This is a genomic window from Sulfitobacter sp. AS59 (genome assembly GCF_038899995.1).
In the GTDB taxonomy this organism is placed as follows: domain Bacteria; phylum Pseudomonadota; class Alphaproteobacteria; order Rhodobacterales; family Rhodobacteraceae; genus Sulfitobacter.
The window spans coordinates 96,052-123,006 of sequence record NZ_JBBMQK010000007.1 but is presented as its reverse complement, the minus strand read 5'-3'; the positions used below and the strand labels follow the sequence as shown (position 1 = coordinate 123,006).

Annotated in this window: 28 protein-coding genes; 21 read left to right on the top strand and 7 right to left on the bottom strand. The window is 57.7% G+C overall.

The window, feature by feature from the left end:
- Positions 1–100: 100 nt before the first annotated feature.
- The 4 genes from WNY39_RS15250 to WNY39_RS15235 all read left to right on the top strand — a co-directional run bounded on the left by WNY39_RS15250 (position 101) and on the right by WNY39_RS15235 (position 3,541).
- Complete coding sequence (locus WNY39_RS15250; protein ID WP_342846865.1) at positions 101–1,333, top strand: MFS transporter; 1,233 nt, start codon at positions 101–103, stop codon at positions 1,331–1,333.
- Positions 1,334–1,395: 62 nt separating this feature from the next.
- The gene (locus WNY39_RS15245; protein WP_342846863.1) at positions 1,396–2,268 is read left to right on the top strand and encodes a 50S ribosomal protein L11 methyltransferase; all 873 of its coding nucleotides are present in this window, start codon (positions 1,396–1,398) and stop codon (positions 2,266–2,268) included.
- A 109-nt stretch (positions 2,269–2,377) separates the two neighbouring features.
- Positions 2,378–2,740, top strand: coding sequence for a hypothetical protein (locus tag WNY39_RS15240; protein WP_342846861.1), 363 nt, complete (start codon positions 2,378–2,380; stop codon positions 2,738–2,740).
- A 297-nt stretch (positions 2,741–3,037) separates the two neighbouring features.
- Positions 3,038–3,541, top strand: coding sequence for an ATP-binding protein (locus WNY39_RS15235; RefSeq protein ID WP_342846859.1), 504 nt, complete (start codon positions 3,038–3,040; stop codon positions 3,539–3,541).
- Between the two features lie 196 nt (positions 3,542–3,737).
- On the opposite strand, the gene WNY39_RS15230 is transcribed toward WNY39_RS15235, so the two are convergent.
- A complete protein-coding gene (locus WNY39_RS15230) occupies positions 3,738–3,956 on the bottom strand; it encodes a DUF1127 domain-containing protein (protein WP_219578825.1) in 219 nt (72 codons plus the stop codon).
- A gap of 327 nt (positions 3,957–4,283) precedes the next feature.
- Here WNY39_RS15230 and ruvC point away from each other — a divergent pair, with 327 nt between their 5' ends.
- From ruvC to folD, 16 genes are all read left to right on the top strand, one after another.
- A complete protein-coding gene (gene ruvC, locus WNY39_RS15225; RefSeq protein WP_339760465.1) occupies positions 4,284–4,790 on the top strand; it encodes a crossover junction endodeoxyribonuclease RuvC in 507 nt (168 codons plus the stop codon).
- Positions 4,787–5,452 carry a Holliday junction branch migration protein RuvA gene (gene ruvA / locus WNY39_RS15220; RefSeq protein ID WP_342846851.1) on the top strand — a complete coding sequence of 222 codons (666 nt, stop codon included), beginning with the start codon at positions 4,787–4,789 and terminating at the stop codon, positions 5,450–5,452. The genes ruvC and ruvA overlap by 4 nt, the downstream gene beginning before the upstream one ends.
- A 45-nt stretch (positions 5,453–5,497) precedes the next feature.
- Positions 5,498–6,517, top strand: coding sequence for a Holliday junction branch migration DNA helicase RuvB (ruvB, locus tag WNY39_RS15215; protein WP_341233390.1), 1,020 nt, complete (start codon positions 5,498–5,500; stop codon positions 6,515–6,517).
- Between the two features lie 46 nt (positions 6,518–6,563).
- Positions 6,564–7,187: a hypothetical protein gene (locus WNY39_RS15210; RefSeq protein WP_342846849.1), complete on the top strand. Its 624-nt coding sequence runs from the start codon at positions 6,564–6,566 to the stop codon at positions 7,185–7,187.
- Entirely contained in the window at positions 7,184–7,570 is a 387-nt protein-coding gene (gene ybgC, locus WNY39_RS15205) for a tol-pal system-associated acyl-CoA thioesterase (protein ID WP_342846847.1), read from the top strand. Before WNY39_RS15210 ends, ybgC begins: the two co-directional genes overlap by 4 nt.
- Positions 7,571–7,702: 132 nt before the next feature.
- Entirely contained in the window at positions 7,703–8,398 is a 696-nt protein-coding gene (gene tolQ / locus WNY39_RS15200) for a protein TolQ (protein WP_342846845.1), read from the top strand.
- A gap of 3 nt (positions 8,399–8,401) precedes the next feature.
- A complete protein-coding gene (gene tolR / locus WNY39_RS15195) occupies positions 8,402–8,881 on the top strand; it encodes a protein TolR (RefSeq protein ID WP_219578819.1) in 480 nt (159 codons plus the stop codon).
- Positions 8,882–8,883: 2 nt separating this feature from the next.
- Positions 8,884–10,014, top strand: coding sequence for an energy transducer TonB (locus WNY39_RS15190; protein ID WP_342846841.1), 1,131 nt, complete (start codon positions 8,884–8,886; stop codon positions 10,012–10,014).
- A 17-nt stretch (positions 10,015–10,031) separates the two neighbouring features.
- On the top strand, positions 10,032–11,333 hold the full coding sequence (gene tolB, locus WNY39_RS15185) for a Tol-Pal system beta propeller repeat protein TolB (protein ID WP_342846928.1): 1,302 nt from the start codon (positions 10,032–10,034) through the stop codon (positions 11,331–11,333).
- Between the two features lie 81 nt (positions 11,334–11,414).
- Positions 11,415–11,936: a peptidoglycan-associated lipoprotein Pal gene (gene pal / locus WNY39_RS15180; protein ID WP_341233394.1), complete on the top strand. Its 522-nt coding sequence runs from the start codon at positions 11,415–11,417 to the stop codon at positions 11,934–11,936.
- 29 nt (positions 11,937–11,965) lie between these two features.
- On the top strand, positions 11,966–12,784 hold the full coding sequence (gene ybgF, locus WNY39_RS15175; RefSeq protein WP_342846838.1) for a tol-pal system protein YbgF: 819 nt from the start codon (positions 11,966–11,968) through the stop codon (positions 12,782–12,784).
- Positions 12,785–12,788: 4 nt separating this feature from the next.
- A complete protein-coding gene (gene tilS / locus WNY39_RS15170) occupies positions 12,789–14,048 on the top strand; it encodes a tRNA lysidine(34) synthetase TilS (RefSeq protein ID WP_342846836.1) in 1,260 nt (419 codons plus the stop codon).
- Between the two features lie 78 nt (positions 14,049–14,126).
- A complete protein-coding gene (ftsH, locus tag WNY39_RS15165; protein ID WP_341233397.1) occupies positions 14,127–16,043 on the top strand; it encodes an ATP-dependent zinc metalloprotease FtsH in 1,917 nt (638 codons plus the stop codon).
- Between the two features lie 117 nt (positions 16,044–16,160).
- Positions 16,161–16,742: a sulfurase gene (locus tag WNY39_RS15160; RefSeq protein ID WP_342846833.1), complete on the top strand. Its 582-nt coding sequence runs from the start codon at positions 16,161–16,163 to the stop codon at positions 16,740–16,742.
- Between the two features lie 162 nt (positions 16,743–16,904).
- The gene (locus WNY39_RS15155; protein WP_342846831.1) at positions 16,905–18,581 is read left to right on the top strand and encodes a formate--tetrahydrofolate ligase; all 1,677 of its coding nucleotides are present in this window, start codon (positions 16,905–16,907) and stop codon (positions 18,579–18,581) included.
- A 94-nt stretch (positions 18,582–18,675) separates the two neighbouring features.
- Positions 18,676–19,578 (top strand): bifunctional methylenetetrahydrofolate dehydrogenase/methenyltetrahydrofolate cyclohydrolase FolD, encoded by a 903-nt coding sequence (folD, locus tag WNY39_RS15150; protein WP_342846829.1) that lies wholly within the window; start codon positions 18,676–18,678, stop codon positions 19,576–19,578.
- Here the strand turns inward: folD and WNY39_RS15145 are convergent.
- Positions 19,575–19,973, bottom strand: coding sequence for a DUF2306 domain-containing protein (locus WNY39_RS15145; RefSeq protein WP_342846827.1), 399 nt, complete (start codon positions 19,971–19,973; stop codon positions 19,575–19,577). The two genes, folD and WNY39_RS15145, sit on opposite strands and share 4 nt — an antisense overlap.
- Before the next feature lie 114 nt (positions 19,974–20,087).
- On the opposite strand from WNY39_RS15145, the gene WNY39_RS15140 reads away from it, so the two are divergent.
- On the top strand, positions 20,088–20,819 hold the full coding sequence (locus WNY39_RS15140) for a LytTR family DNA-binding domain-containing protein (protein WP_342846825.1): 732 nt from the start codon (positions 20,088–20,090) through the stop codon (positions 20,817–20,819).
- On the opposite strand, the gene WNY39_RS15135 is transcribed toward WNY39_RS15140, so the two are convergent.
- The 5 genes from WNY39_RS15135 to WNY39_RS15115 all read right to left on the bottom strand — a co-directional run bounded on the left by WNY39_RS15135 (position 20,816) and on the right by WNY39_RS15115 (position 26,901).
- Positions 20,816–21,235, bottom strand: a complete 420-nt coding sequence (locus WNY39_RS15135; protein WP_342846823.1) for a PaaI family thioesterase — start codon at positions 21,233–21,235, stop codon at positions 20,816–20,818. The genes WNY39_RS15140 and WNY39_RS15135 overlap by 4 nt on opposite strands.
- Positions 21,236–21,286: 51 nt before the next feature.
- Complete coding sequence (gene pdeM / locus WNY39_RS15130) at positions 21,287–21,952, bottom strand: ligase-associated DNA damage response endonuclease PdeM (RefSeq protein WP_342846821.1); 666 nt, start codon at positions 21,950–21,952, stop codon at positions 21,287–21,289.
- A gap of 290 nt (positions 21,953–22,242) precedes the next feature.
- Positions 22,243–24,693, bottom strand: a complete 2,451-nt coding sequence (locus WNY39_RS15125; protein ID WP_342846819.1) for a ligase-associated DNA damage response DEXH box helicase — start codon at positions 24,691–24,693, stop codon at positions 22,243–22,245.
- A 101-nt stretch (positions 24,694–24,794) separates the two neighbouring features.
- Positions 24,795–25,589, bottom strand: coding sequence for an NAD(P)-binding domain-containing protein (locus WNY39_RS15120; protein WP_342846817.1), 795 nt, complete (start codon positions 25,587–25,589; stop codon positions 24,795–24,797).
- Positions 25,590–25,593: 4 nt separating this feature from the next.
- The gene (locus WNY39_RS15115; protein WP_342846815.1) at positions 25,594–26,901 is read right to left on the bottom strand and encodes an ATPase; all 1,308 of its coding nucleotides are present in this window, start codon (positions 26,899–26,901) and stop codon (positions 25,594–25,596) included.
- Between the last annotated feature and the right edge of the window lie 54 nt (positions 26,902–26,955).

The window sequence follows — 26,955 nt, the reverse complement described above, 5'->3', positions numbered from 1 at the left end:
GATTTGTTTCCATTTGGAATATAGGCCCTTGTGCTGCTTTTGCGCGGGATCCGTTTATTTGACCTCGTCAAGGTTTGGATTGGGGCGTAAAGGGTGAAGTATGACCCAATATGTGACCCTTGAGGATGCCAAGCATCAACCGTTTTGGCGCCGCCCTGTAGCGCTGTTGTTCCTGATGGCCTTGGCCATGCCGATTGCGTTTAATACGTGGTCGGCGCTGCTGAATAACTTTGTCATTGAGGTCGCGCATTTTGACGGCTCTGACATCGGTTTGCTGCATACCGTGCGCGAAATTCCGGGGTTTTTGGCGGTTGGCGTCATCGCGATTATCATCTTTGTGCGCGAGCAGGTTTTGGGATTGGTGTCGCTTGTGCTGCTTGGCGCGGCCACGGCGGTTACGGCTTGGTTCCCGTCGATGGGCGGGATTTTGACGATCACCATGCTCAGCTCGATCGGGTTTCATTATTACGAGACGGTCAACCAGTCGCTGCAATTGCAATGGCTCAAGATCGAAGATGCGCCGCGCATGATCGGTTGGCTGATGGCCGCGGGGTCGGCTGCGACCCTTGTGGCTTATCTGGCGATTATGGCGCTGTGGGACACGCTGTCGCTGTCGTATAATATCGTTTACATGATCGGGGGCAGTGTCACTGTGGTGATCGCGCTGTTCGCGCTGTTTGCCTATCCCCAGTTTGAGGCACCGCATCCGCAGATCAAAAAGATGGTGCTGCGCAAGCGGTACTGGCTGTATTATGCGCTTCAATTCATGTCGGGTGCCCGGCGGCAAATCTTTGTGGTTTTCGCTGGTTTCATGATGGTTGAACGCTTCGGCTTTGACGTGCACGAAATCACGATGTTGTATTTGATCAACCTGATCGCGAACATGCTATTTGCGCCGCTGTTGGGCCGGGCCGTCGGATATTTCGGCGAGCGCCGTACGTTGGCGATTGAGTATCTGGGGTTGATCATCGTGTTTTTGGCCTATGGCGGTGTGTATTATCTGGGCTGGGGCGTTGTCGTCGCGGCGACGCTTTATGTGATCGATCACATGTTCTTTGCATTGGCGCTGGCGTTGAAAACCTATTTCCAGAAGATTGCGGACCCGGGTGATATCGCGCCAACTGCTGCTGTGGCCTTTACCATCAACCACATCGCGGCTGTGTTTTTGCCCGTCGGTCTGGGGCTGCTGTGGCTGATATCGCCCGTGGCGGTATTTGTTCTGGCGGCGGCGATGGCGGGTATATCATTGGCACTGTCCTTGATGATCCCGCGCCACCCGATGCCGGGCCACGAGACGATTTTTGCGCGCCCGCTGCCCGTGGCCGCGCAGTAGCCCACCCTTGACCCGATTGGCGCGCCTGCGTAGGCCGCGTTAACAACACTGCGGAGAGCGTTATGCCGACATTCACAGCCCTGACCACTCTTGAAGGACGCAAACCCGCCTATGCCTTGGGCGAGGCGATGGAACGGCTGACCCCAGAGCCGACAGGTGTGGGGGTGTTCGAGATGGAAGACGGATCAGGCCTGTGGGAAGTAGGCGGTTATTTCGAGGAAGCCCCCGACCAGACCGCTTTGGCGATTTTGGCGACGACGATGGGCGCAAAGGATTTTGTCGTTTCAGAACTGCCAGAAACCGACTGGGTGGCCCATGTGCGCCGTGAGCTTTCCCCCGTCGAGGCCGGGCGGTTCTTTGTTTATGGCAGCCATGATGCGGATAAGGTGCCCGAAGGCTGCGAACCGCTGCTGATCGAGGCCGCGATGGCATTTGGCACGGGGCACCACGGCACAACGCTGGGCTGTCTGCGGGCGCTGGACCGCTTGGCCAATGACGGCATGGTCGGGCAAAGCGTTGCGGATATCGGCTGCGGGACTGCGGTGCTGGCGATGGCCGCCGCGCGTATTTGGCCCAACCCCGTTTTGGCCAGTGATATTGACGAGGTCGCCGTTGACGTGGCGCGCGCGAATGCGGCTGCAAACGGGTTGAGCGACCGGTTGATCTGCGTAGAGGCAGCGGGCTTTGACCATCCCGATCTGGCGGCCAAGGCACCCTTTGATTTAATCTTTGCCAACATTCTCAAAGGCCCCTTGGTGGCACTGGCCCCTGACATGGCAACCGCGCTGGCCCCAAACGGCAAAGCGATTCTGTCAGGCATCCTGAACGAGCAGGCGGATGACGTGATTGAGGTTTATGCACAATCTGGCATCAATCTATTGAACAGAGAGATGATTGGCGACTGGACAACACTTACCGTCCAAAAGATGCCATAATTGACCGTCTTTTTATGACTTAATTGATCTAATTTTGTAGAAAAAGCCACATTCCTGTTGTATTGTCTGAATCGCTAAAGGTGGGGACCTACAGCAATTTGAGGCGATTATGGCCGATATTAATCAACCATTCGGAACGCGCATTGATCAATTGGATCGTCAGCGCAAAGCTTTGGCAAACGGGTATTACACCACCATTCGCAACGATGGGCTTGTCATCGCGCACCCACGCCGCCGCGATAGAGGCGCGCCGCTTAAATACTTTCTAGCGCTGGTGATTCTGTTTTTCATCTTCAAGGCATTGGTGCTGGCAACCGCCGGGGCGGGAACCTATCAAAGTCGGCTCAATTCCCTGAGCGACGGTACCTTGGTTGAGCGTGCAGGCGCGTGGTTCTTGCAGGTCGATCCAGTGACACAGGCGCTGTCGAACAAGGTTGGGCTGGTATTTGGCAATGGGACGGCGCGGCTTTAGCTGCATGAGTGTGAAGTTTTAAGATACTTATCGTTTGAGTGTTAAAAATTTGTGGGGCTGCATATTGCGTTGGTCCGCTGAGCGGGACTTTGTTAACTTTCGCTGCAACTGCGCTAAGGTCCGCTCCACCGATAGACATTAGGATCCCCACGTGTCACTATAGGTGAATGAAAACCTTCGTTCAGAACTTTGGTCGTCAGGACCAAAATCGAATTACCCTCCCGGTCTGAAAACCGGGCCGGGCTAACTCGTATTTGAACGTCAACTGCGCACGCCGCGCTGAACAAGGTTATTCATATGTCCTCGACAACACCAACTCTGCACTTGTTGTGCGGAAAAATTGCTTCTGGAAAATCCACTCTGACTGCCCAACTTAGTCGCACGGCTGGAACTATTGTGATTGCTGAAGATGAGTGGCTGAATGGTCTTTATTCTGAAGAAATGTCGTCGATTTCGGACTACATGCGATGCATGTCAAAGTTTCGCGAGGTCATGGGACCACACGTCGTCTCATTGTTAAATAAGGGAATTTCAGTCGTTTTGGACTTCCAAGCAAACACGATTTCTTCGCGTGAATGGATGCGGGCCATCTTGGAACAGACGCAGGCTGCACACAAACTTCACCTTTTAGATGTCCCTGATGAAGTCTGTATCGCACGGCTTCATGCTCGTAATGAGCAAGGTGATCATCCGTTTGCGGCAACCGAAGCGCAATTTCGACAGATTTCGAAACACTTCGTCGCTCCTTCATCAGAGGAAGGATTCAATATCGTGGTGCATCATGTTGACACGAAAATCTGAGTTAACCGAACCTTCGTCGATGATGCCGCATTGATTAATCTGGGCTCGAACCTGACATTAGGAAACGTCACCTGCGCCCCCGAAACTCCCCATCCAAACCCGAACACCCCAAAAAATAAGCCACGCTACCGGTTGGTAAGCGTGGCTATTTTCTGTCCACCGGACTGCCCTTGGGGCTTGGGTCTGGCATAGCGCGTTAGCGAACGAAGTGGTTCAGCGCGACGTTTTCAATATCGCCGCGTGTCAGGCCGATATCGTCCAGTTCACGGTCTGTCAGAGAAGACAAAGCGTTGCGTGTGACGCGAGCATCGTTCCAGGCAATAACGCTGGCGATGATGTCGCCCAGGTGGGAGAATGCGCGGTTGACTGTGGAAGCCGTCGCGTAGTTGGTTGTAGGTGTGTAGAACATAGACATTGTCGTCATCCTTGGATTTCAAAAAGCTGATAGTTGCATCGTTATGCTCGGCAACTAGGCAATTTGAAAACTTCCGACAACACCCAGACTTGCATGTGTGATCTGCGTTTTCTGCATGGCAGCATAAATCCGAAACCTCTAATAAAATATGGTAAATCTGCGACAGGTGCTGGCGACGCGCACAGCGTGCCGAGTGTCGCTTTTGCGCTGTTTTTGCCGCAAGTGTGGGCAATTGCGGCGTTTTCAAGGCATGTCGGAAAAACCTTGGTGGATGTTCGTGTTTTGTGCTAGTTCTCAAAATAAGTAAAAACTGAGGTAAATAAGCACATGATACGGGTAATTGGCATCGATCCGGGGCTGCGCAACATGGGGTGGGGTGTCATCGATGTCGCCGGCAGCCGGATCAGCCATGTCGCAAATGGTGTTTGTGTGTCCGAGGGCCCCGATCTTGGGTCGCGTCTATTGTCGCTGCATGCCCAGCTTACCAGAATAATGGTTACCTATCGTCCACAAACCGCCGCCGTTGAGCAGACATTCGTCAACAAGGACGGTGCAGGCACGCTTAAACTGGGGCAAGCACGGGGGATCGCGATGCTGGTCCCTGCCCAAGCGGGTCTGACGGTCGGGGAATACGCGCCCAATACCGTAAAAAAGACAGTTGTGGGCGTGGGCCATGCAGATAAGGGGCAGGTGATGCATATGGTGCGCATGCAACTGCCGGGCATCGAAATCGCAGGCCCGGATGCCGCCGATGCGCTGGCGATTGCGATCTGTCACGCCCATCACGGTGGGGCCAGTACGCTGGCGCAAGCCGTGGCGAGGGCAAGCGCATGATTGGCAAGATTACAGGCCGTATCGATTACCGCGCCCCTGATCACGTGCTGATCGATGTGCGCGGCGTTGGATATCTGGTGTATTGTTCTGACCGTACATTGGCCGCCCTTCCCGGTGTGGGAGAGGCGGTTGCCCTGTTCACCGATCTGGTTGTGCGCGAAGACCTGATGCAATTGTTCGGCTTCCAGACCCTTGTGGAAAAGGAATGGCACCGCTTGCTGACGTCCGTCCAAGGGGTCGGGGCCAAAGCGTCATTGGCGATCTTGGGGGCCCTTGGCCCTGACGGTGTCAGCCGCGCCATTGCATTGGGGGATTGGAATGCCGTCAAAGCGGCCAAAGGTGTCGGCCCGAAAATCGCACAGCGCGTGGTTCTGGACCTCAAAGACAAAGCACCGGGTGTCATGGCAATGACAGGCACGCTGGCCGAAGCCCACGGCGAGGTTGAAGCCGCACAAGTGATCGAGCCATCCGCACCGAGAAGCAGATCCAAACCATCGGCGAACCAATCCGCGCAGGCAGAGGCACTTTCGGCGCTTGGCAATCTGGGATACGGCCCCGGCGATGCCGCAGGGGCGGTGGCGCAAGCCGCTGGTGAAAACCCTGATGCGGAAACGCCGGCCTTGATCCGCGCGGCGTTGAAACTTCTTGCGCCCAAAGGGTAGAGTGGGGCCATTGGCAAACGACCGCCCCAGAGTTTTGGAAATTGAATGATCGATAGCGACCCCACCCTGCGGCCCGACCCGCTGCCAGAGGATTTTGATCGTGCGCTGCGACCGCAGATGCTGGATGAATTCGTGGGCCAAGCCGAGGCGCGTTCGAACCTCAAGGTGTTCATCCAATCCGCCAAGCAACGCGAAGAGGCGATGGATCACACGTTGTTTCATGGCCCCCCCGGTTTGGGCAAGACGACGCTTGCGCAGATTATGGCGCGTGAATTGGGCGTGGGCTTTCGCATGACCTCTGGGCCGGTGTTGGCCAAGGCTGGCGACCTGGCCGCGATCCTCACCAACCTTGAAGCACGCGATGTGTTGTTCATTGACGAAATCCACCGTCTGAACCCCGCTGTCGAAGAAGTGCTGTATCCCGCGCTTGAAGATTTCGAGCTGGATTTGGTGATCGGCGAGGGCCCCGCCGCGCGGACCGTGCGTATCGAGCTACAGCCCTTTACGCTGGTGGGTGCCACGACACGCATGGGCCTGCTGACCACGCCCCTGCGCGACCGCTTTGGCATCCCTACGCGGCTGGAATTTTATACCGAGGACGAGCTGTTCATCATCGTGGACCGCAATGCCCGCAAGCTGGGTGCACCCGCAGATGAAGGGGGCGCACGCGAGATCGCAAAACGCGCCCGTGGCACGCCGCGGATTGCAGGGCGTCTGTTGCGCCGCGTCGTAGATTTTGCAGTTGTCGAAGGCAACGGTCGCGTGACGCAGGAGTTGGCCGACATGGCGCTGACGCGGCTGGGCGTAGACCGGCTGGGGCTGGACAGTGCTGACCGCCGGTATCTGCGGCTGATCGCCGAGAATTACCAAGGCGGGCCGGTTGGCATTGAAACAATGTCCGCTGCCCTGTCAGAGTCGCGCGATGCGCTGGAAGAAGTGATCGAGCCGTTTTTGCTGCAGCAAGGGTTGATCCAGCGCACGCCACGTGGGCGGATGCTGGCGCAAAAGGCGTGGACCCATTTGGGGATGGCACCGCCAAAACCACGGGCAGATCTGTTTGGCTGACGCAGCGCAGCCTTCGGCGAGGATTTTAGACCATTTGGAAGACCTGATGACACCACAAGATATCGAGAAACTGTTCACACGGGGTAGCGGCGGTTTTGCATTTGCACGCTGGGGGCGGCCTGTGTCCCCGGTTGTGTTCGGGGTGGATGATGCGACGTTGTCTGTCATCAAAGGCGCGCTTGAGGCGGTTTGCGTGCTGTCTGGTCACAAGATTGCCGAGACCGATCCGGAATTGGGCAGCAACCTGATGATGTTCTTTTTCAAGGAATGGGACGAGCTGCCGGAGGTGCCGGGGCTTGATCGTCTGGTGCCCGATATGGCACCTTTGGTCCAGAAACTGAAGGCGGTGGATGCAAATCAGTACCGTTTGTTCCGTTTTGACGAGGATGGCGCGATCAAAGCCTGTTTTGTCTTCCTGCGCATGGACGAGCATCTAAGCGCAGTTCCTGCACAAACCTTGGCGCTGAGCCAGATTGTGCAGTCCTTTCTGCTTTGGTCCGATGCGGCATTTAAAGATAAATCGCCCTTGGCCGTGGCAGAGGGCACGACGATCCTGCGGCCTGATGTTGCAGCACTTTTGCGGGCCGCTTATGATCCGGTGCTGCCGCCTGTTGCACAGGACGCATCCCATGCGCTGCGCCTTTTCGCGAGGTTAAACAAACCCCAATGACCCATGTCCTGCCCATTCGCGTTTATTATGAAGACACCGATATGGCGGGCATCGTCTATTACGCAAATTATCTGCGCTATATTGAACGGGCGCGCAGCGACTGGGTGCGCGAGATCGGGATCGACCAGCTTGAGATGAAAGCAGACGGCGTGGTTTTCGCCGTGCGCAGGGTCGAGGCGGATTATATCGCGCCAGCGGTTTTTGACGATCTGCTTGAGGTGCGCACATGGGCGACATCCATTGGACCTGCACGTATGGAAATGGCCCAAGAGGTCTGGCGCGGTGACACGTTGCTGTTTCGTGCCGCCGTCACGATTGTCTGCATCGCCGCCAGCGGGAAACCCTGTAGATTGCCAGCGAAACTCCGCTCACTGCCGCTGTGACACGCGGTTTGATGCCATAATCCTAGCAATCGACATTGCACTCGGCTAAGCTTGTGCCAAATAGCGCCTTGGAAAACAGGGCCGTTGAGGCGGAACAGCCCCGGAAGGGGCCTTTAGTAAAGAGCAGAACCGATGGAAGCAGAGACGCTGGCGGCGGCGAGCGAGATTGATTTCTCGCTCTTGGGGTTATTCCTGCGCGCGACATTCACCGTGAAATTAGTCATGATCAGTTTGCTGGTTGCATCCTTCTGGTCGTGGTCGATCATTGTTCAGAAAATTCTTCAATATCGCAGGTTCAGGGCCGAGGCCGATGCCTTTGATCGGGCGTTCTGGTCGGGCGAGCCTTTGGATGGTCTGTACGACACAATCGGGCCTGATCCGGACGGTGCGGCGGAAAAGATTTTTGCCGCAGGTATGACGGAATGGCGCAGGTCGCATCGTGATGATGGTGATCTGATCCCCGGTGCCACGGCGCGCATTGACCGGTCGATGGATGTGGCCATCGCCAAGGAGGCGGAAAAACTGCAAAAGGGCTTGCCCGTGTTGGCAACCGTCGGGTCGACGGCACCGTTTGTCGGGCTGTTTGGTACGGTTTTTGGCATCATGAATTCGTTCATCGAAATTGCATCGCAGCAAAATACTAGCCTTGTCGTAGTGGCCCCCGGTATCGCCGAGGCGCTGTTGGCGACGGGCATTGGTCTGCTGGCCGCTATTCCAGCGGTTATCTTTTATAACAAGCTAAGTGCGGATTCAGACCGTATCTTGGGCGGCTATGAAGCATTCGCCGATGAATTCGCGACCATCCTAAGTCGCCAGTTGGATAGCTGACCGATGGGCGCTGGTATCGCAAAAAAATCAGGCGGTGGCGGGCGCGGGCGGCGTCGTGGTCGCGCGCAACCGATGGCCGAGATCAACATTACGCCTTTCGTAGACGTTATGCTGGTACTGCTGATCATCTTTATGGTCGCGGCCCCGTTGTTGACGGTGGGCGTTCCCGTTGAGTTGCCGAAAACGGCGGCGACGGCATTGCCCTCTGATCAAGAGGAACCCTTGACCATCACGCTATTGGCGGATGGATCCGTACAAATTCAGAAGACGCCAACAGAACGCGATGACCTGATTGCCAAGCTGCGCGCCATTGCGACAGAGCGGGCAAGCGACCGTGTGTTCCTGCGCGCGGATGGGGCTGTTTCCTATGCCATGGTCATGGAAGTGATGGGTGCCCTGAATGCGGGTGGTTTTTCAAACATTGGTCTGGTGACTGAAACGGGTGGCCCAAAGCTGGACGGCACAGGGACGTCGGGCGGTTAATCATGCACACGGGGCATTACATTTCTGGTGCAGGGCATGTCGGGCTGATTGCCTTTTTGCTGTTTGGCGGCGTTTTCAGGCCGGACCCAGAACCATTTCAGATGCAAGAAGTGTCTGTGCTGTCTGCAGCCGAGTTTGATGCTATCGTGGCGGCATCGCAATCGTCTGAGGAATTGACCGAAGTCCCGCAACCAGAAGCACCACAAGCGCCAACTGAGACGCCTGAGGTGGCACAGGAACCTGAAATTCAGCAACCTGCACCCATTGAGCCTGAAGCACCGGAGCCTGAGCCAGAAGTTGTTGAGCCAACCCCGCCGCCCCCTGCTGCAGAGGTGAGCGAACCCGCGCCGGAGCGGCCCGAACCCCCAGCCGAGGTCGCCGTTCTGGCCCCCGAGGTCGCACCTGTCGCCGTGCCGCGTCCGGTTGACCGTGTCGCGCCTGAAGCCGTTGAACAGCCGGACCCAGACGCACGCACTGACGTGATCGAGCAGGAGGCCGCGACGCCTGATGCCCCTGCCGATAAAGTCGTCGAAGAAGCGCAAGAGGCAACCGCACCGGAAGAGGCCACGACAGAGATTGTCACCGAGGCTGCCGAGGCCCCAAAGGCCGCGCCCAATCAATCAGTCCGCCCGCCTGCACGCAGGCCAAAACCGCCTGCACCACAGGTCGCCGAACCTGTTGAAACGCCCAAACCGGCGCAGCCCGCTGTTGATCAAGATGCCGTTGCCGCGGCTCTGGCCGAGGCAATGGGCGGCGAGGAGAAACCCGCACCACCTGCGCCTGCATCGCCGGCGGCAGCCCCCTCCGGCCCACCATTGTCGAACGGCGAAAAAGAATCGCTGCGCCTGGCGGTCTCGGCTTGTTGGAACGTCGGGTCGCTGTCGTCAGAGGCGTTGCGCACCACTGTTATCGTCAGCGTTCAAATGAACCAAGACGGCACGCCGCAAACCAATAGCATCAAGATGACGGGCAGCTCCGGCGGGGCACCAGCTGCCGCTGGGCAAGCGTTCGAGGCAGCCAGACGGGCAATTATCCGCTGCGGATCGCGTGGATATCAGCTTCCTGTAGATAAATTTAGCCAATGGCAGAATATTGAGATGACCTTTAATCCTGAAAGGATGCGCATCAAATGATTTTACGAGTATTGAGCATGTGTCTGGCACTGATCTGTGCCGTTGCAGGAACCGCCCAAGCCCAGCAAGGCCCCCTGCGGATCGAAATCACCGAAGGCGTGATCGAACCGTTGCCCTTTGCCGTGCCGACCTTTCAACCTGAAAGCGGCGACGCGGGACAGATGGCTGTCGATCTGGCGCGTGTGGTTTCCGAAGATCTGGTTGGCTCGGGCCTGTTCCGCGAAATCCCGGCAAGCGCGTTCATCTCAACGGTCAGCGATTTCAACGCGCCGGTGCAATATGCCGACTGGAAGGCGATCAACGCGCAGGCGCTGATCACTGGTGCCGTCAGCGTTTCGGGCAACACGTTGAACGTAAAGTTCCGCCTTTACGATGTGTTCTCGGGTGCTGAGCTAGGCTCGGGCTTGCAGTTTTCTGGTACCATTGATGGGTGGCGTCGCATGGCACACAAGGTCGCCGATGCGGTTTATTCGCGGATCACCGGCGAGGGTGGGTATTTCGACAGCCGCGTTGTCTATGTCTCTGAAACAGGTCCCAAGGATGAACGTCAAAAACGCCTGGCGATCATGGATTATGACGGTGCCAATGTGCGCTATCTGACCGACAGTTCGTCGATCGTACTGGCCCCGCGGTTTTCGCCGACGGGTGACCGAATTCTTTATACCAGCTACGAAAGCGGTTTCCCGCGGATTTACGTGCTGGATATCGGGTCGGTGCAACGCCGTGTTCTGGAAAGCGCTGAGGGCACGATGAGCTTTGCGCCGCGTTTCTCGCCTTCGGGCAACACGGTTGTGTATTCGCTGACCCAAGGGGGCAACACCGATATCTACACGATGGATATTGCCAGCGGGCAATCTATGCGCCTGACGAATACCCCCGCAATTGAAACGGCACCCAGCTATTCGCCAGACGGCAGCAAGATCGTGTTCGAGAGCGACCGTTCGGGCAGCCAACAGCTATATGTCATGTCCGCCAGCGGCGGAGAGGCGCAGCGTATTTCGTTTGGCGAAGGCCGCTATGGCACGCCTGTCTGGTCCCCGCGCGGCGACCTTGTTGCGTTTACCAAACAGAACAAGGGCCGCTTTCATATCGGTGTGATGCGTTTGGACGGCTCCGAAGAGCGTCTGCTGACGGCGTCGTTCTTGGATGAAGGCCCCACATGGGCCCCCAATGGCCGCGTGATCATGTTTGCGCGCGAAACCCAAGGGATCGGTGGATCGTCTTCTTTGTACTCCGTCGATATCTCGGGCCGAAACCTGAAACCTGTGCGCACCCAAGAAGGCGGGTCTGACCCGTCATGGTCGCCGCTCCAGTACTAACCCTTGGTGATTCCCAACGCCAAGGCGCTGTGCTAACACAAATGAAACTAGATTAACGCCAACTTTACAGAGGCAGACCCCATGAACCGTATTCTGACCAGCACTCTTTTGATCGCCGCGCTTGCCGTGTCGGCGTGTACGAACCCAAACCGCTTTGGCGGCGATAACATGAATGGTGCGGGCGGCCTGACCGGCGCAAACGGCAGCATCATCCCCGGCAGCGCAAATGACCCTGCATCGACCGCATATTTTCAGCAGTCCATCGGTGACCGTGTGTTGTTCGATATTGACCAGTCGTCTTTGACCCCTGCTGGTCAGGCAACACTGGACGGCCAAGCCAACTGGTTGAACACCAACACGGATTATCAGGCCGTCATCGAGGGCCACGCAGACGAACAAGGCACACGTGAATACAACGTTGCCCTTGGCGCGCGTCGGGCAAATGCTGCACGCGAATATCTGGTGTCACGCGGCGTTGCCGGTAACCGTTTGCGCACTGTCAGCTATGGCAAGGAACGCCCGATCGAAGTGTGTTCGCAAGAAGCATGCTATGCCAAGAACCGCCGCGCCGTCACAGTGCTGGCCGGTGGCTTGTCGAGCTAAACTAGAACGAAACGGTTAGGATGATGACAATGCGGTTTGTTATGATGGTGGTGTTGGGGCTGGCCTTTGGGCCTGTCGCCGCACAGGCGCAAGATACGCAAACCTTGGCGGATGTGCGTCAGGAACTGACCGTTCTAAATGTCGAAGTCCAAAAGCTGCGGCGCGAACTTTCCACCACCGGCGGGGCATCTTTAAACCTGACCGGTGGTTCCGTGTTGGATCGCATGAACGCGATGGAAAGCGAACTGCAGCGTCTGACCTCCAAAACCGAAGAGCTTGAGAACAAGATCAACCGCGTTGTTGTCGATGGCACCAACCGGATCGGCGATCTTGAGTTCCGTCTGGTCGAGCTTGAAGGTGGTGATGTGGGCGCAATCGGTGAAACCTCGACCCTTGGCGGTGGCGAAGCACCGGTTACCAATGTGCCGACAACCGCGCCGACACCTACTAACACTGCCGAACTTGCCGTTGGCGAAGCTGATGATTTTGAGCGGGCGAAGGCGGCGCTCGCTGCCGGTGACTTTCGCGCCGCCGCGGACCAGTTTGCGACCTTTAATCAGACCTACCCAGGTGGCCCGCTAGGCCCCGAAGCCGATTTGCGCCGGGGTGAGGCGTTATCTGGCCTGAGCGATACACGCGAAGCTGCGCGCGCCTACCTTGCCAGCTTTAGCGCCGATCCGGTTGGCCCGACGGCCCCCGAGGCGTTGTTCCACTTGGGCAAGGCCCTTGGCGCACTTAATCAGGTTCAAGAGGCATGTGTGACACTGGGCGAGGTCGCAACGCGCTTTCCAACCAGCTCCTTTGTGTCGCAAGCCGCAAGCGAGCGTGCTGCGCTGAATTGCCAGTGATCCGATGACGGGCGATCTGGCGCGGTTGATCGCTGACCAGTTTCTAGACACTTCCCCAAAGGCAATCGGCATCGCCGTGTCAGGCGGCAGCGATTCCATGGCGCTGCTGCATCTACTGCACAGTTTCGCGGGTGATCGCGGTATTACACTTTCTGTTGCAACGGTTAATCACGGATTGCGCGCCGAAGCGGCCGACGAGGCGGCGATGGTTGCGTCTGTCTGCGCGCAGCTTGGTCTAAGCCATCATACGCTTGATTGGAAAGACTGGGATCGCAGCGGTAATCTGCAAGGCGAAGCCCGAAAAGCCCGCTATGGATTACTGGCGCACTGGGGACAGCAGGTGGGGGTGGATTGCATCGCCCTTGGCCACACCATGGACGATCAGGCGGAAACCTTCCTGATGCGTGTCGGGCGTCGTGCGGGCGTCGACGGCTTGGCCGCGATGCCACAGAGTTTCGAGCGTGAAGGCATGCAATGGGTCAGACCGCTTTTGCGGGCGCGCAGGCTGGATTTGCGTGATTATCTAACGGCAAAGAATATCGGATGGGTCGATGACCCAAGCAACGATGACGACCGGTTTGACCGTGTTCGAACCCGCAAGGCATTGTCGATTCTATCGGAATTGGGAATCGACGCAGATGCGATCAGCGATGTGTCGCAGAACCTGTTGGCCGCAAAAGACGCCCTGAATCATCAGATGCTTACAATTGCCCGCGATATTGTGACGCTGCGGGCGGGCGCTGTTGCGATCGATGAAAATGCACTGGCCGCCCAACATCCCGAACTGCGCCGACGCCTTATTGTGCATGCGTTAAAATGGGTCAACGGTGCCTATTACGCGCCCCGCAATAGCGCGATCATGTCTGTGTTGGACGCGCTTGAACATGCGCCGTCCGCCACATTGCAAGGGTGCGAGTTGCGGCGAAAGGATGAAACTCTCTGGATTTTCAGAGAGTTGAATGCAGTCGCCCATACGCAGGCAAAACCGGGGGAATTGTGGGATAACCGATGGCATCTGGTGCCGCCCGTGGGCGGAATTGGGCCAAAAGACACCCCAACCCTTTGCGCGCTTGGGGCCGAAGGGTTACAGTACTGCACAGATTGGCGCGCTTTGGGCATTCCGCGCGCCGTGCTTTTATCGACACCGGCAGTATGGAATGGCGCGCACTTGATCGCTGCACCCCTTGCTGGTTGGTCGCAAAACTGGCAAGCACGGCTTAATCGCGGTGAAGATACCTTTTTTGCCGCACACATAACGCATTGAACATGCGCCCAGCGTCTCTATCTTATAGACAACGGGCACATCGTCTTGATGTCGTCCCCCGGATTTAGGAGAGTTTCCTTGGGTAATATGCGTAATCTCGCCTTTTGGGTCGTGTTGATGTTGTTGGTGTTGGCGTTGTTCAACCTGTTCAGCGGATCAACCGGCGGCCTGCAAAGTCGCGAAATCAGCTATTCCGAATTTGTAACAGCAGTCGAGGCGGGCGATGTCCGCAATGTCACGCTGGATGGCGAGCAGGTTCGCTTCCGCCGTGCAGATGGCTCTGACTATGTCACGATCATGCCACAAGACGCCGAAGTCACATCATTGCTGATGGCAAATGATGTGCCCGTGCGCGCAGAGCCGCAGCAGCAATCTGGTTTCCAGACATTCCTGATGTCGCTGTTGCCGATCCTGCTGCTGATCGGTGTGTGGATTTATTTCATGAACCGGATGCAGGGTGGCGGCAAAGGCGGGGCCATGGGCTTTGGCAAATCCAAGGCCAAGATGCTGACAGAAAAGCATGGCCGCGTGACGTTTGACGACGTTGCTGGCATCGACGAGGCCAAGGAGGAGCTGGAAGAGATCGTTGAGTTCCTGCGTAACCCGCAAAAGTTCAGCCGCCTTGGCGGTAAGATCCCCAAAGGCGCGTTGCTTGAGGGCCCTCCCGGTACCGGTAAAACCCTGCTGGCGCGTGCCATCGCGGGCGAGGCTGGCGTGCCGTTCTTTACAATCTCGGGTTCCGACTTTGTTGAAATGTTCGTGGGTGTGGGTGCATCCCGTGTGCGCGACATGTTCGAGCAGGCCAAGAAGAACGCGCCATGTATCGTATTCATCGACGAAATCGATGCTGTGGGCCGTTCGCGCGGTGCCGGTTACGGTGGCGGCAATGACGAACGCGAACAGACGTTGAACCAGTTGCTGGTCGAAATGGATGGCTTTGAAGCCAACGAAGGCGTGATCATCATCGCGGCGACAAACCGCAAAGATGTTCTTGACCCTGCGTTGTTGCGTCCGGGTCGTTTTGACCGTCAGGTAAGCGTCGGCAACCCCGACATCAAAGGCCGCGAGAAAATCCTCGGCGTGCATGCACGCAAGACACCGCTGGGCCCCGACGTTGATCTGCGGATCATCGCACGTGGGACGCCCGGTTTCTCGGGGGCCGATCTGGCGAACCTCGTGAACGAGGCCGCTTTGACAGCTGCGCGTGTGGGTCGCCGCTTCGTGGCGATGATGGATTTCGAATCTGCGAAGGACAAAATCATGATGGGCGCGGAACGGCGTTCGATGGTTCTGACCCAAGACCAGAAAGAGAAAACCGCCTATCACGAAGCAGGCCACGCCATCGTCGGTATGAAGCTGGATAAATGCGACCCCGTTTATAAGGCCACAATCATTCCACGCGGCGGTGCCTTGGGTATGGTGATGAGCCTGCCCGAAATGGATAAGCTGCAAATGTTCAAGGACGAAGCCGAACAGAAAATCGCCATGACCATGGCGGGCAAAGCGGCTGAAATCTTTAAATATGGTGCGGACAGCGTCTCCTCTGGCCCGATGGGTGACATCATGCAGGCAAGCCAGTTGGCGCGCGGCATGGTGATGCGGATGGGCATGTCGGATAAGGTCGGTAACATCGACTATTCCGAAGCGGCTGCTGGCTATCAGGCCAATGGCGGGGCGGGCGGCTTTAGCGTCTCTGCCGCGACCAAGGAACTGATTGAGAGCGAAGTTAAAGCCATCATCGACACCGGCTATGATCGTGCGTTCAAGCTGATCTCTGAAAATGAGGAAGAATTCGAGCGTCTTGCCCAAGGCCTGCTGGAATATGAAACCCTCACCGGCGAAGAGATTCAGCGTATCATGGATGGCAAACCGCCACAGGACCCTGACGGCGAAGACACCAGCGGCATGGACAAGCCAAGTGTTACGTCGATCCCCAAGGCCAAGGGCAAAAAGTCGCCCCCTTCGGGTGGGCTTGAGCCGGAACCAACTGCCTGATCAACATTGTTGATGGCACCATCAAAATAAATCACAAGGCCCTGCACCAGCGGGGCCTTTTCTTTTGTGGCGGCACCGCGCACTCTGATGGCACGTGTTTGTTAAAGGATTGTCAGGATGCCCACCCTCAAGAAAACTGATTTCGTGGCCACCATCACATGGCTTGGGGTCGTACCAAAACTTGCCAAGGGCATCCGCGCAGAACCGCGCGATGAGGTCTTTGCCAGCTACGCGGGGTTTGAAGAAGACGTGCATGCCGGGCTGACCCGTCCGTCCTGCGTTCGCGTGAAAAACGTGTATCCCCAAGGGACCGAGATCGCGAATGTGCGCCAACTGTCGATCCTCTCAGCCGAGGAAATGGCCCGGATCGCAGCGGAAATGGGCCTTGAAACATTGGAGCCTGAGCATTTGGGTACATCGATGGTGATCGAGGGGATACCCGACTTTACCTATGTTCCGCCCAGTGCGCGGCTTCAGGCGGCATCGGGTGCGACGATTACGATCGATATGGAAAATCGCCCCTGCGTGTTGCCCGGACGCGAGATCGAGCAAGACAGCCCCGGCCACGGCCCCCAGTTCAAAGCGGCAGCAAAAGGTCGCCGCGGTGTGACCGGATGGATCGAGCGGGAAGGGGCGCTGAAAGTCGGCGACAGCCTGCATCTGTTCGTCCCGGATCAGCGGGCGTGGACGCACAGCTAACGCACCGGATCGTGGAAAACCTAAAAAATAGATACAAAATGAAACGCATGGCGGCCCGATCGCCGCATCAAGCGGTGGAAATGTCGGAAATGCGCCCTCGGCATGTGGTGTTGGCCGCGTATGCAGGGAAAAACACTACCACTGCGATAGGGAGATCACAGAATGGCTTTTAAGACCGATATCGAAATAGCACGGGAAGCGTCAAAGCGACCCATTCAGGAAATCGGCCAAAAGCTGGGCATTAGCAGCGATGATTTGCTGCCCTACGGGCATGACAAAGCCAAAGTGTCGCAGTCTTTCATCAACTCGGTTCAGGACCGCACCGATGGGAAGCTGATCCTTGTGACTGCGATCAACCCGACCCCCGCAGGCGAAGGCAAAACAACCACGACCGTTGGCTTGGGCGACGGGCTGAACCGTATCGGCAAAAACGCAGCCATCTGTATCCGCGAGGCGTCGCTGGGCCCGAACTTTGGGATGAAAGGCGGGGCCGCGGGTGGCGGTTATGCGCAGGTTGTGCCGATGGAAGAGATGAACCTGCATTTTACCGGTGACTTTCACGCGATCACCTCGGCGCATAACCTGCTGAGCGCGATGATCGACAACCATATCTATTGGGGCAATGATCTGGAGATCGACTTGCGCCGTGTTGTGTGGCGCCGGGTCGTCGACATGAATGACCGCGCCCTGCGCCAGATCACCGCATCGCTGGGCGGCGTATCAAACGGTTTCCCGCGCGAGGCGGGGTTCGACATCACCGTCGCATCCGAAGTGATGGCGATCCTGTGTCTGGCTAAGGACCTAAGCGATCTGCAAAAGCGACTTGGCGATATGATCGTCGCCTATACCCGCGAACGCAAACCAATCTACGCGCGTGACATCAAGGCGGATGGCGCGATGACGGTACTATTAAAAGACGCGATGCAGCCGAACCTTGTTCAGACGCTCGAGAACAACCCAGCCTTTGTGCACGGCGGTCCCTTTGCCAACATCGCCCATGGCTGTAATTCGGTTATTGCCACTACCACGGCGCTGAAACTGGCGGATTATGTGGTGACCGAAGCGGGCTTTGGCGCGGATCTGGGGGCCGAGAAGTTCCTGAACATCAAATGCCGCAAAGCGGGGCTGGCCCCGTCTTGTGTGGTTGTCGTGGCCACAGTGCGCGCGATGAAGATGAACGGCGGCGTCGCCAAGGCCGATCTGGGGGCCGAAAATGTTGCGGCGGTGCAGGCCGGTTGCCCGAACCTTGGCCGGCATATTGAGAACCTGAAATCCTTTGGTGTGCCCGTGGTTGTCGCGATCAACCACTTTGTCACCGACACCGATACCGAGGTGCAGGCGGTCAAGGATTATGTCGCTAGCCAGGGATCAGAAGCGATCCTGTCACGGCACTGGGAGCTGGGCAGCGAAGGATCGGCGGATCTGGCAACCAAAGTGGTTGAAGTGATTGAAAAGGGTGAGGCGAATTTCGCCCCGATCTATCCCGATGAGATGAGCCTTGCCGATAAGATCAACACCATCGCGACCAAGATTTACCGCGCAGATGCGGCGGTGATGGATGGCAAAATCCTGAACCAGCTGAAGGATTGGGAAGAACAGGGATACGGCAATCTTCCGGTCTGTATGGCCAAGACGCAATATAGCTTTACCACCGATCCTGAACGTCGCGGCGCGCCGACAGGGTTCAATATTCCAGTACGCGAGGTGCGCCTGTCTGCAGGGGCAGGGTTTGTCGTCGCGATCTGTGGTGAAATAATGACCATGCCGGGGCTGCCGCGGGTACCATCAGCCGAGAATATTCGCCTGAATGACGTCGGTGATGTTGAAGGTCTGTTCTAAAGCCTTATGAAAAGGGTGCAGGGGAATACCCCCGCGCCCTTTCCTGCCTCTGGCAGGGATATTTAAGAGCCAGAGAAGATGAAGGACGGTTTTCATGACAGCAAAGATCATTGACGGCAAAGAGTTCGCAGCCCGCGTGCGGGGACAGGTTGGCACCCATGTGGCCCGGCTGAAAGCAGATCACGGGATTACGCCGGGGCTGGCGGTTGTCTTGGTTGGGTCCGATCCGGCATCCGAAGTCTATGTGCGTTCCAAGGGCAAGATGACCGTTGAGGTCGGGATGAAGTCGGTCGAGCATCGCTTGGATGCTGATACGGCCGAGGCTGATTTGCTGGCGTTGATCGCTGATTTGAACGCTGATCCGGAAATCCACGGGATATTGGTGCAGCTGCCGTTGCCCAAACATCTGAACGAGGATTTGGTGATCAATGCGATTGACCCTGCCAAGGATGTCGACGGGTTTCACATCTCGAACGTGGGGTTGTTGGGGACCGGGCAAAAATCGATGGTGCCTTGCACGCCGCTGGGGTGTTTGATGATGTTGCGTGACCACCATGGCAGCCTGTCTGGCATGGACGCGGTGATTATCGGGCGCAGTAATATCGTAGGCAAACCGATGGCGCAGCTTTTGCTGAATGACAGTTGCACCGTGACGATTGCCCATTCGCGGACCAAAGACTTGGCAGATGTCGTGCGTCGTGCGGATATTGTGGTCGCCGCCGTTGGCCGCCCCGAGATGGTCCCCGGTGATTGGATCAAGCCCGGTGCCACCATCATCGATGTGGGGATCAACCGCCTTGACGCGCCGGAAAAGGGCGAAGGCAAAACACGTCTGGTGGGTGATGTGGATTTCGCCAGCTGTGTCGAAGTTGCAGGTGCCATTACCCCGGTGCCCGGTGGCGTTGGCCCAATGACGATTGCCTGCCTGTTGGCCAACACCGTGACCGCCTGTTGCCGCGCCAATGGTCTGGCCGAGCCTGAAGGTTTGACCGCTTAACCGCCGGCCACCACCTGATACATGATACGCCCGGGCAGAAAGGTGAAGGCACCTGCGCCCACAAGCGCGCCCAGGGTCAGCAGCTTCATGCCCCGGGCGTGGCCCCGGATGTTTCTGGTTCGGGCGGCACGGACATTCATCACAAGCTGAAATAGCACAAAGACCGACAGAATATGGATCGGGCCAAAGGGGCCGATCAGCCCAATCCCGTGGATGCCAAAACTGCTAAGTGCTACGATTGCCATCAGGGTGACCCATGTCCATCCCATCCAGCGGTGCGCGGTGGACCCGCGTGGTAGGATAAAGATCGTGATGGTGAGGATGACCGCAGCAATGGCAAGAAACGTATGGATCTGAATTACCAAGCTGGCGTTCAAAAGCGGGGACAGGGACATTTGGAAACTCCGTTGTGTTCACTGCCCCTTGCGTGTCAGACTTGGCCTGCAAACCCCAAGCGGGTTTGCGCGAACGGCGCCGGGGCTTCGTGAATTGCAGGTTGGGGTTTAAGAATGTCATCGACGCGTCGTGAACGAAAAGGCCAGTTGGTGTGGCTTGGCGCTTGGGTGCTGGCAACTGTGCTAAGCACGATTGCGGGCCCATTCGGCACCCATGACGCTTTGGCACCCGGACCTAGGTTGATCTATTGGGCGGGTGTTATTGCACTGTCTGTGTTCGGTTCAGCGTTGGTGTTGCACGCGGCAAAGGGCGCGCCAGTTTGGAAACACATCGCGCTTTGGGGCGGTTTTGTTGTAGCGCTTTCTGCGCTTATCCACGCCCTGAACAGCTGGATTTTCACAGAGTGGCGCGGCGCGGGCCAGCTGTTGTACCTGAGCGTGATCATCGCGGTGACTGTGCTGGTCTTGCATGGCGGTGTCGCCTTGGCACGGTATGTTTTTATACCACAGGCCGAGGGGCCAGTGCGTGATCCAGAGGCGGCGTTTCTGCGGCACCTTCCGCTGGACCGGCGGGGCCCGCTGATCAGGATCGAAGCGCAGGATCATTACTTGAATGTGGTAACCCAGAAGGGCAGCGCGCTTGTGCTGCTGCGCCTTCAAGATGCTGTTGCCGCGCTGCAAGCTGCAGATGGGTTGCAGGTCCATCGATCACATTGGGTCGCCACGAATGCCGTCGCGCAGCACCGCCGTGTCCAAGGGCGCGATTTCCTATTGCTCAAGTCGGGGGAAGAAATCCCTGTCAGCCGGAGCTTTCGACCAGCAGTGATAGAGGCAGGCCTTATCTAGGCGGGCACAGGCACCATCGTGCCTTGCAGGATCGCGATCAGTTTCTCTTGGCCGTTCTCAACCACAAATACTTCTGACGTGACCACGCACAGCCGTTTGCCGGGTTTGATCAGCTTGCCAATTGCGATCAGCCGGTCGCCGCGCGCGGGTGCTATCAGGTTAATCTTGATCTCGGCCGTGACGACCTCCATATCCAGCGGCAGACTGGTCAAGGCAGCATAGCCAGCCGCACTGTCGCCGATAGAGAACGTAAGACCAGCGTGGCCGAACCCCTGCTGCTGAAGCGCGATTGGTAAAATCGGTGCTTCGATTCTGACGGTGCCATGTGACACTTCTGTTAGCGTGGCCCCTAGGGTTGCCATCATGGACTGCGCATCAAAACTGGCGTGAATTCGGGTCGTTATCGCTGCGTCCATGTGGTGCTCCTTTTGCCCCAAGCTGGCATATTCCGAAGAACATGCAAACGCCTATCGCGGCATCGGCACAGCGGTGGGATGAGGCCCCGTAAGAATGGCGCAAGCCTGAGGTGACATAAGCGAGCGAAGCGGATCAGCGCTTGTCCTCAGCCCGCCGGTATATGTGCCGTATGCAGGCAAGATCACGCGGGCATCATCATAAAGGAACGCAGGCCGTGAGATGTTTCGCCCCTTTAGGCTTAGCGCGGCTTTGGGGTGGTAATGCCCCGAAACCTCGCCCTGCGTGCTCTGTGTTGCGATGTGTCGGAAAACCAATGCGTCTTGTTTAAACGCGCTCAGATGTGTCCCGCCAAGTACCACCGGACCGGGGTCGTGGTTGCCTTCGATCCAGACCCATTTGCGCCCAGCTTGCAATCGGGCGATCCAGGCACGCTCGTCGGCGGGCAAAGCATCTGCCGCGCCTAAATCATCAAAGCTGTCCCCCAAGGCGACAACAATCTGCGGATTACAGCGTTCAAGATCATGCGCCAGCTTGGCCAAGGTATCGCGCGTCTCATAAGGGGGTAACGTGGTGCCGCCGCGCCGCGCGATGCGCTCGGATTTCCCCAAATGCAGATCGGAAATACATAGTAACCCATGCTCGGCCCACCAAAGCGCGCCAGAGCCAAGCGCCGTCAACCGCGCGCCGGACAGGGAAAAATCATAGCCAAAGTTCATGCTTCGTTCATGGGGTATTGATGCGCCAACTGCAAGAGGGATGCAGGCGTTAGCATTTGCCGAGATGGGGGAGCTATGAGTACTTTTAAAAGGGTGAAGCCGGAGGCGTTCACGCGCCGTTAACTATGTACAGAGTACGCTCACAGTGCGGTACAGGCTGGAGAGCCGATAGCCGTAAAGGGTGAAGGCGTCTTGGAAGGGCTATTGTGCCTAACCGGGACGTCTTCCGATCTTCACCCTTTTAAAAATACTCAAAACCCGCGCGTTGAAGCCTTTTGATAGGGTCGTGCTTACCACCCCACCCGCCAGCGGGGTTTGTCCGAAGGGGCGGGGCTAATATTGGCCAGTCCTGATGCTTCCATCAAACGGGCAGATTCTCTCGCAAGTAACAGTTCTTCTGCTTCGCCCTTCACCGGGACGCGCCCCATCTCTAGAAACAGGGGGGCGGCAAGGGGGCTGACTTTGGACAGAACCCTATGATCGATCCGCCCTTCTATGCGGGCGAGCATCTCTTGAATCCTGCCAAAGTCGACCAAGCCGCGCAGGGCTTCTTGGCGGGTGATGTCAAGCATGAGATGGTCGGGGTCGTATTTGCTAAGCGTGTCGTAGAGGATATCGGAACTGAACGTTGCCTGCCTGCCGGACTTGCGGGCTTGGGGTGTGTTACGTTCGATCAAGCCGGCGATTGTGGCAGAGGCGCGGAAGGTTCGTTTCATCATGGCATTGCCTGCCAGCCATGTATCCAACCCGTCTTTTAGCGCCATCGGATCGAGTAGAGGGGCCGGGTCCGTAACCGGATCAAGGCCCCAGATCAATGTGGCGTAATCCGTTGCGACAAAGCCGAGGGGGTGCAGGCCAAGGTCCTCCATCCGTTTGGTGATCAGCAGGCCAAGCGTTTGCTGACCATTGCGCCCCGCAAAGCCGTAGAACACGGTTTGCGCATGCCCGTCATGGGGAAAGCTTTCGATCAACAAGCGGCCGGGCTGCGGCAATTGGCTAACCTCGCGTTGCAGCGCCAACCACTCTGCCGTGTGATCTGGCAGTTCGGGCCAGCTGTCTTGGGTGAACATCCGCTGGACCCGCGCAGAAAGCTGCGTTGAGGTGGCAAATTTCGTGCCCATGAAGGAGGCGATACGGGGTTTTTTTGCGGAGTCGCGGCTGACCTCGACGGTCATTTCGCGCAGGCCTTCGTATCTCACGATCTGGCCGCCGATCAAAAATGTGTCGCCAGCCGTAAGGGACGCGGCAAAGCCTTCTTCGATCTCGCCCAGCGGCTTGCCGCCGCGGTTGCGTTTCATGCGGACTTTGAGGGTGTCGGTGTCCTGAATAGTGCCGATGTTCATGCGGATGCGCTGGCTGCTGCGGGGATCACGCAGAGACCAGAGCCCGTCCCTTTGCACGAGCCGTTGCCATTTGTCGTAGGCGCGCAAGGCGTATCCTCCGGTGGCGCAAAAATCGAGACAGGCGTCGAATTCGGGTCGGGTCAGGGTGGCATATGCCCCGGCGGAGATCACTTCGTCAAACAACCTGTCGGCATCAAACGGGCCTGCGCAGGCGGTGATCAGGATATGCTGGCACAATACGTCGCGGGGGCCGGGGCCGCGCGGCTCTCCGTCCAGTTCCCCGTCCAACACGGCCTCGAGTGCGGCGACGCATTCGACGACTTCGAACCTGTTGGCAGGCACCAGAAGGGCCTTGGATGGGGCATTGTAACGGTGGTTGGCGCGGCCGATGCGTTGGACAAGACGTTTCACATTTTTGGGTGCGCCAATCTGGATCACCAGATCAACATCCCCCCAGTCGATGCCCAGATCAAGGCTGCCGGTGCAAACGATCGCCCGCAGATCGCCGCGTACCATTGCGGCTTCGACGCGTTCACGCTGTGTACGGTCGAGGGAACCGTGATGGATGCCGATGGGCAGGCTGTCGTCATTTGCCAGCCACAGGTTGTGAAAGAAAATCTCGGCCTGTGCGCGGGTGTTGTGAAAGATCAACGTCGTGTTGTGTTGCCGGATTTGATCGAGAACGGCAGGGATGGCATAGGCCGCACCGCCGCCAGCCCATGGCGGGGCCTCAGCCGTGCGGAGCATTTGAATGTCGGGGGGCGGGCCGGGGTCGGCCAAGAGGATAGGGCAGGGGTCTGGGTGGCGGGCCATGAAATGGGCGATGGCGGCGGGGTCTTCGACGGTTGCCGACAAGCCCACACGTTTCAGATCGGGGCACAGTGTTTGCAGCCGCGCCAAGGCCAGCATCAACTGATCGCCACGTTTGCTTTCGGCCAGCGCATGGATTTCGTCAATCACCACCCGTTTCAGCCCTTTGAACATGCGCGGTGCATCCTCGTAGGAGGTGAGCAAGGCGAGGCTTTCGGGGGTGGTCAGCAGGATATGTGGCGGGTCGGCGCGTTGGCGGCGTTTGCGCGTTTGCGAGGTGTCGCCGGTGCGGTCTTCGATGCGGATCGGCAGCCCCATTTCGGTAACCGGCGTGGTGAGGTTGCGTTTGATATCCGCGGCAAGCGCCTTGAGCGGGGAGATATAGAGCGTGTGCATCCCCTCGTGATCGCCATCGGCCAGATCGACAAGGGTAGGAAGGAAACCGGACAGGGTTTTGCCCCCGCCCGTGGGGGCGATCAGGAGCAAGGCCGGGGCATCTGCGCGGTCGAGCATGTCTTGCTGGTGGGGGTGAACCGTCCAGCCTTTGCTAGCGAACCATTGGGTGAATTGGGGCGGTAAAGAATGCATGGTGTTTAGATAGCATGGGTCTGCTTGGGGGCCAGCCTTGCGCAGAAGGTTTAAGTGGGGGCCAGCCCCCACGCCCCCGGAGTTTACTTGGAAAAATGAAATCAGGGGCGGGGCTTGAGGTTCTTGATGGCTGTTTGGATGAGTTCGGGGAGCGCTGTGTTGGCGTCCGTTGGGGCGGCATCAAGGGCGCTGGCGACGTCTTTGACCAGAATACCGATGGTGTTGTCGGGGGCAAAACCGTCGCGGGCGAATTCGATGTCATCAAACCCGGAAGCGAACCAGTTCTGACCCGAGGACGTGTGGATCAGGTTCAGGAGCTCGCCTTCGTCCAGGCCCGATTGATCGGCCCAGTCCAGCACAAGCCGGGTCATGGCGGTGTTACTGGCGGCGAGCAGGTTGTTGAGGACCTTGGCCTGCATGCCTGCGCCATACGCGCCCATATGATGGAAGTGTTTGCCCATTGCGCCGAATAGTGGCTGTGCTGCGTGCAGGTCATCGCTGTCTCCGCCCAGCATAAAGCTGAGCCGCGCCTGTTCTGCCGCGATCTGGGCCCCCGACATGGGCGCGTCGATCAGGGTGATGTGAGACGGCACACGGTCGCGTAGACCCAGCACATATCGGGGGCTGAGGGTGGAACACAGGATGATGCGGCGCAGGCTGGGAATGGCGGTGAAATTCTGATCCCCAAACAAAACCGCATCGGTTTGATCAATGTCGCGCACGACGGTGATCAGGGTATCAAGGTCTTCGGAGAAGACAGCGATGTCGTCGGTGATGTGATCCGCTTCGGACGGCACCACATCGTAGCCACGCGCGGGCAGGTCAGCCGCCCGCAGCGCTGCCAACATCGGCGCGCCCATGCGGCCACAGCCTGCGACGCCGATCAAAGACCGCATTGCATCATTTCGCGATGTCTTCGTCGTCGATGAACATGTTGGCCCAAGCACGGTCCATCAGGTCGGGGGTCATTTGGTAGGGGGTTCCTTCGAAGTCGCAGATGGCGATGATCTGGTCGATCAAAAACACCGGCTGATAGTTGGCAAAGCTGTTGTCGATGGTGGGGTATTTGGTGTTGAGCAAATGGACTACCGTGGCTTCATCCAAAGGCATCTGGCGATCCTTTGCAACCATCGCAAAAATCTTGAGGAAGTTTTTCTGATCCGGTCCGTCAATCTTGATCTTGAAGAAGATGCGGCGCAGGGCGGCTTGGTCGAAGATTTCGTTCGGGTGGAAGTTGGTCGAAAAGATCACCAGCGTGTCGAACGGCACCTCGAAGTTTTCACCCGACTGCAGGGCGAGGATATCCTTGTTTTCCTCAAGCGGGACAATCCAACGGTTGACGATGCTTTGCGGGCTTTCTTTCTGGCGGCCAAGGTCGTCGACGATGAAGATGCCGCCGGTTGCTTTTAGCTGAAGCGGGGCCTGATAGGTTCGGGCCGTGGGGTTATACACCAGATCCAACATATCAAGGGACAATTCCCCGCCAGTGATAACCGTGGGCCGTTCGCATTTCACATAGCGGCTGTCATAGCTGGTGATCCGGCGCAGGGCGTTGGGGTTCTGTTCGTCGGGCGCGATGGCGCAATGCACGATGGGATCATAAACAGTGATCACCTGCGCGGCATATTCGATTGCGCGCGGCACATAGATTTCGTCGCCAAGGGCGGCGCGGATGCCGTTCGAGATGCTGGATTTGCCGTTGCCCGGCGGGCCATACATCAGAATGGAACGCCCCGCAGAAACCGCAGGCCCCAGATTGCCAAGCAGTTCGTCCGGCAACACAAGATGACCCATTGCTCGTTCAAGCTGGATGCGGGTGATCTGCATGTTGCGCACGGATTGGCGTTCGACTTGCTCGCGGTAAACATCGAGCGGGACAGGCATCGGGCCGAAATATTCGGACTGCGCCAGTGCGTCGAGCGCGCGTGATTTGCCCAGATCCGTAAGCTGATATCCCATTTCGGTGCTGTTATTGGCGTTCAATGTGCCCGTCGCTTCGACCAGACGTTGGTCGCGGGCCATATCGATCAATTCTTGGGTGACCTGCACCGGCAAGCATAGCGCGTCGGCGGTTTCGCTGACCTGTGTCACGTTCTTGCGGAACATGGTTTTGATCATGATATCGCGCATCATGACCACTGGCAGTTTCATGTCTTGGATGGTGCGTGGCGGTGGTGGTGCCATCACAGCAGAGGTTTGCACATTCATGACAAGGCCCTTTGGATCAACGGATCGGATTTGGCGATCTGGTTAACGGGCGAA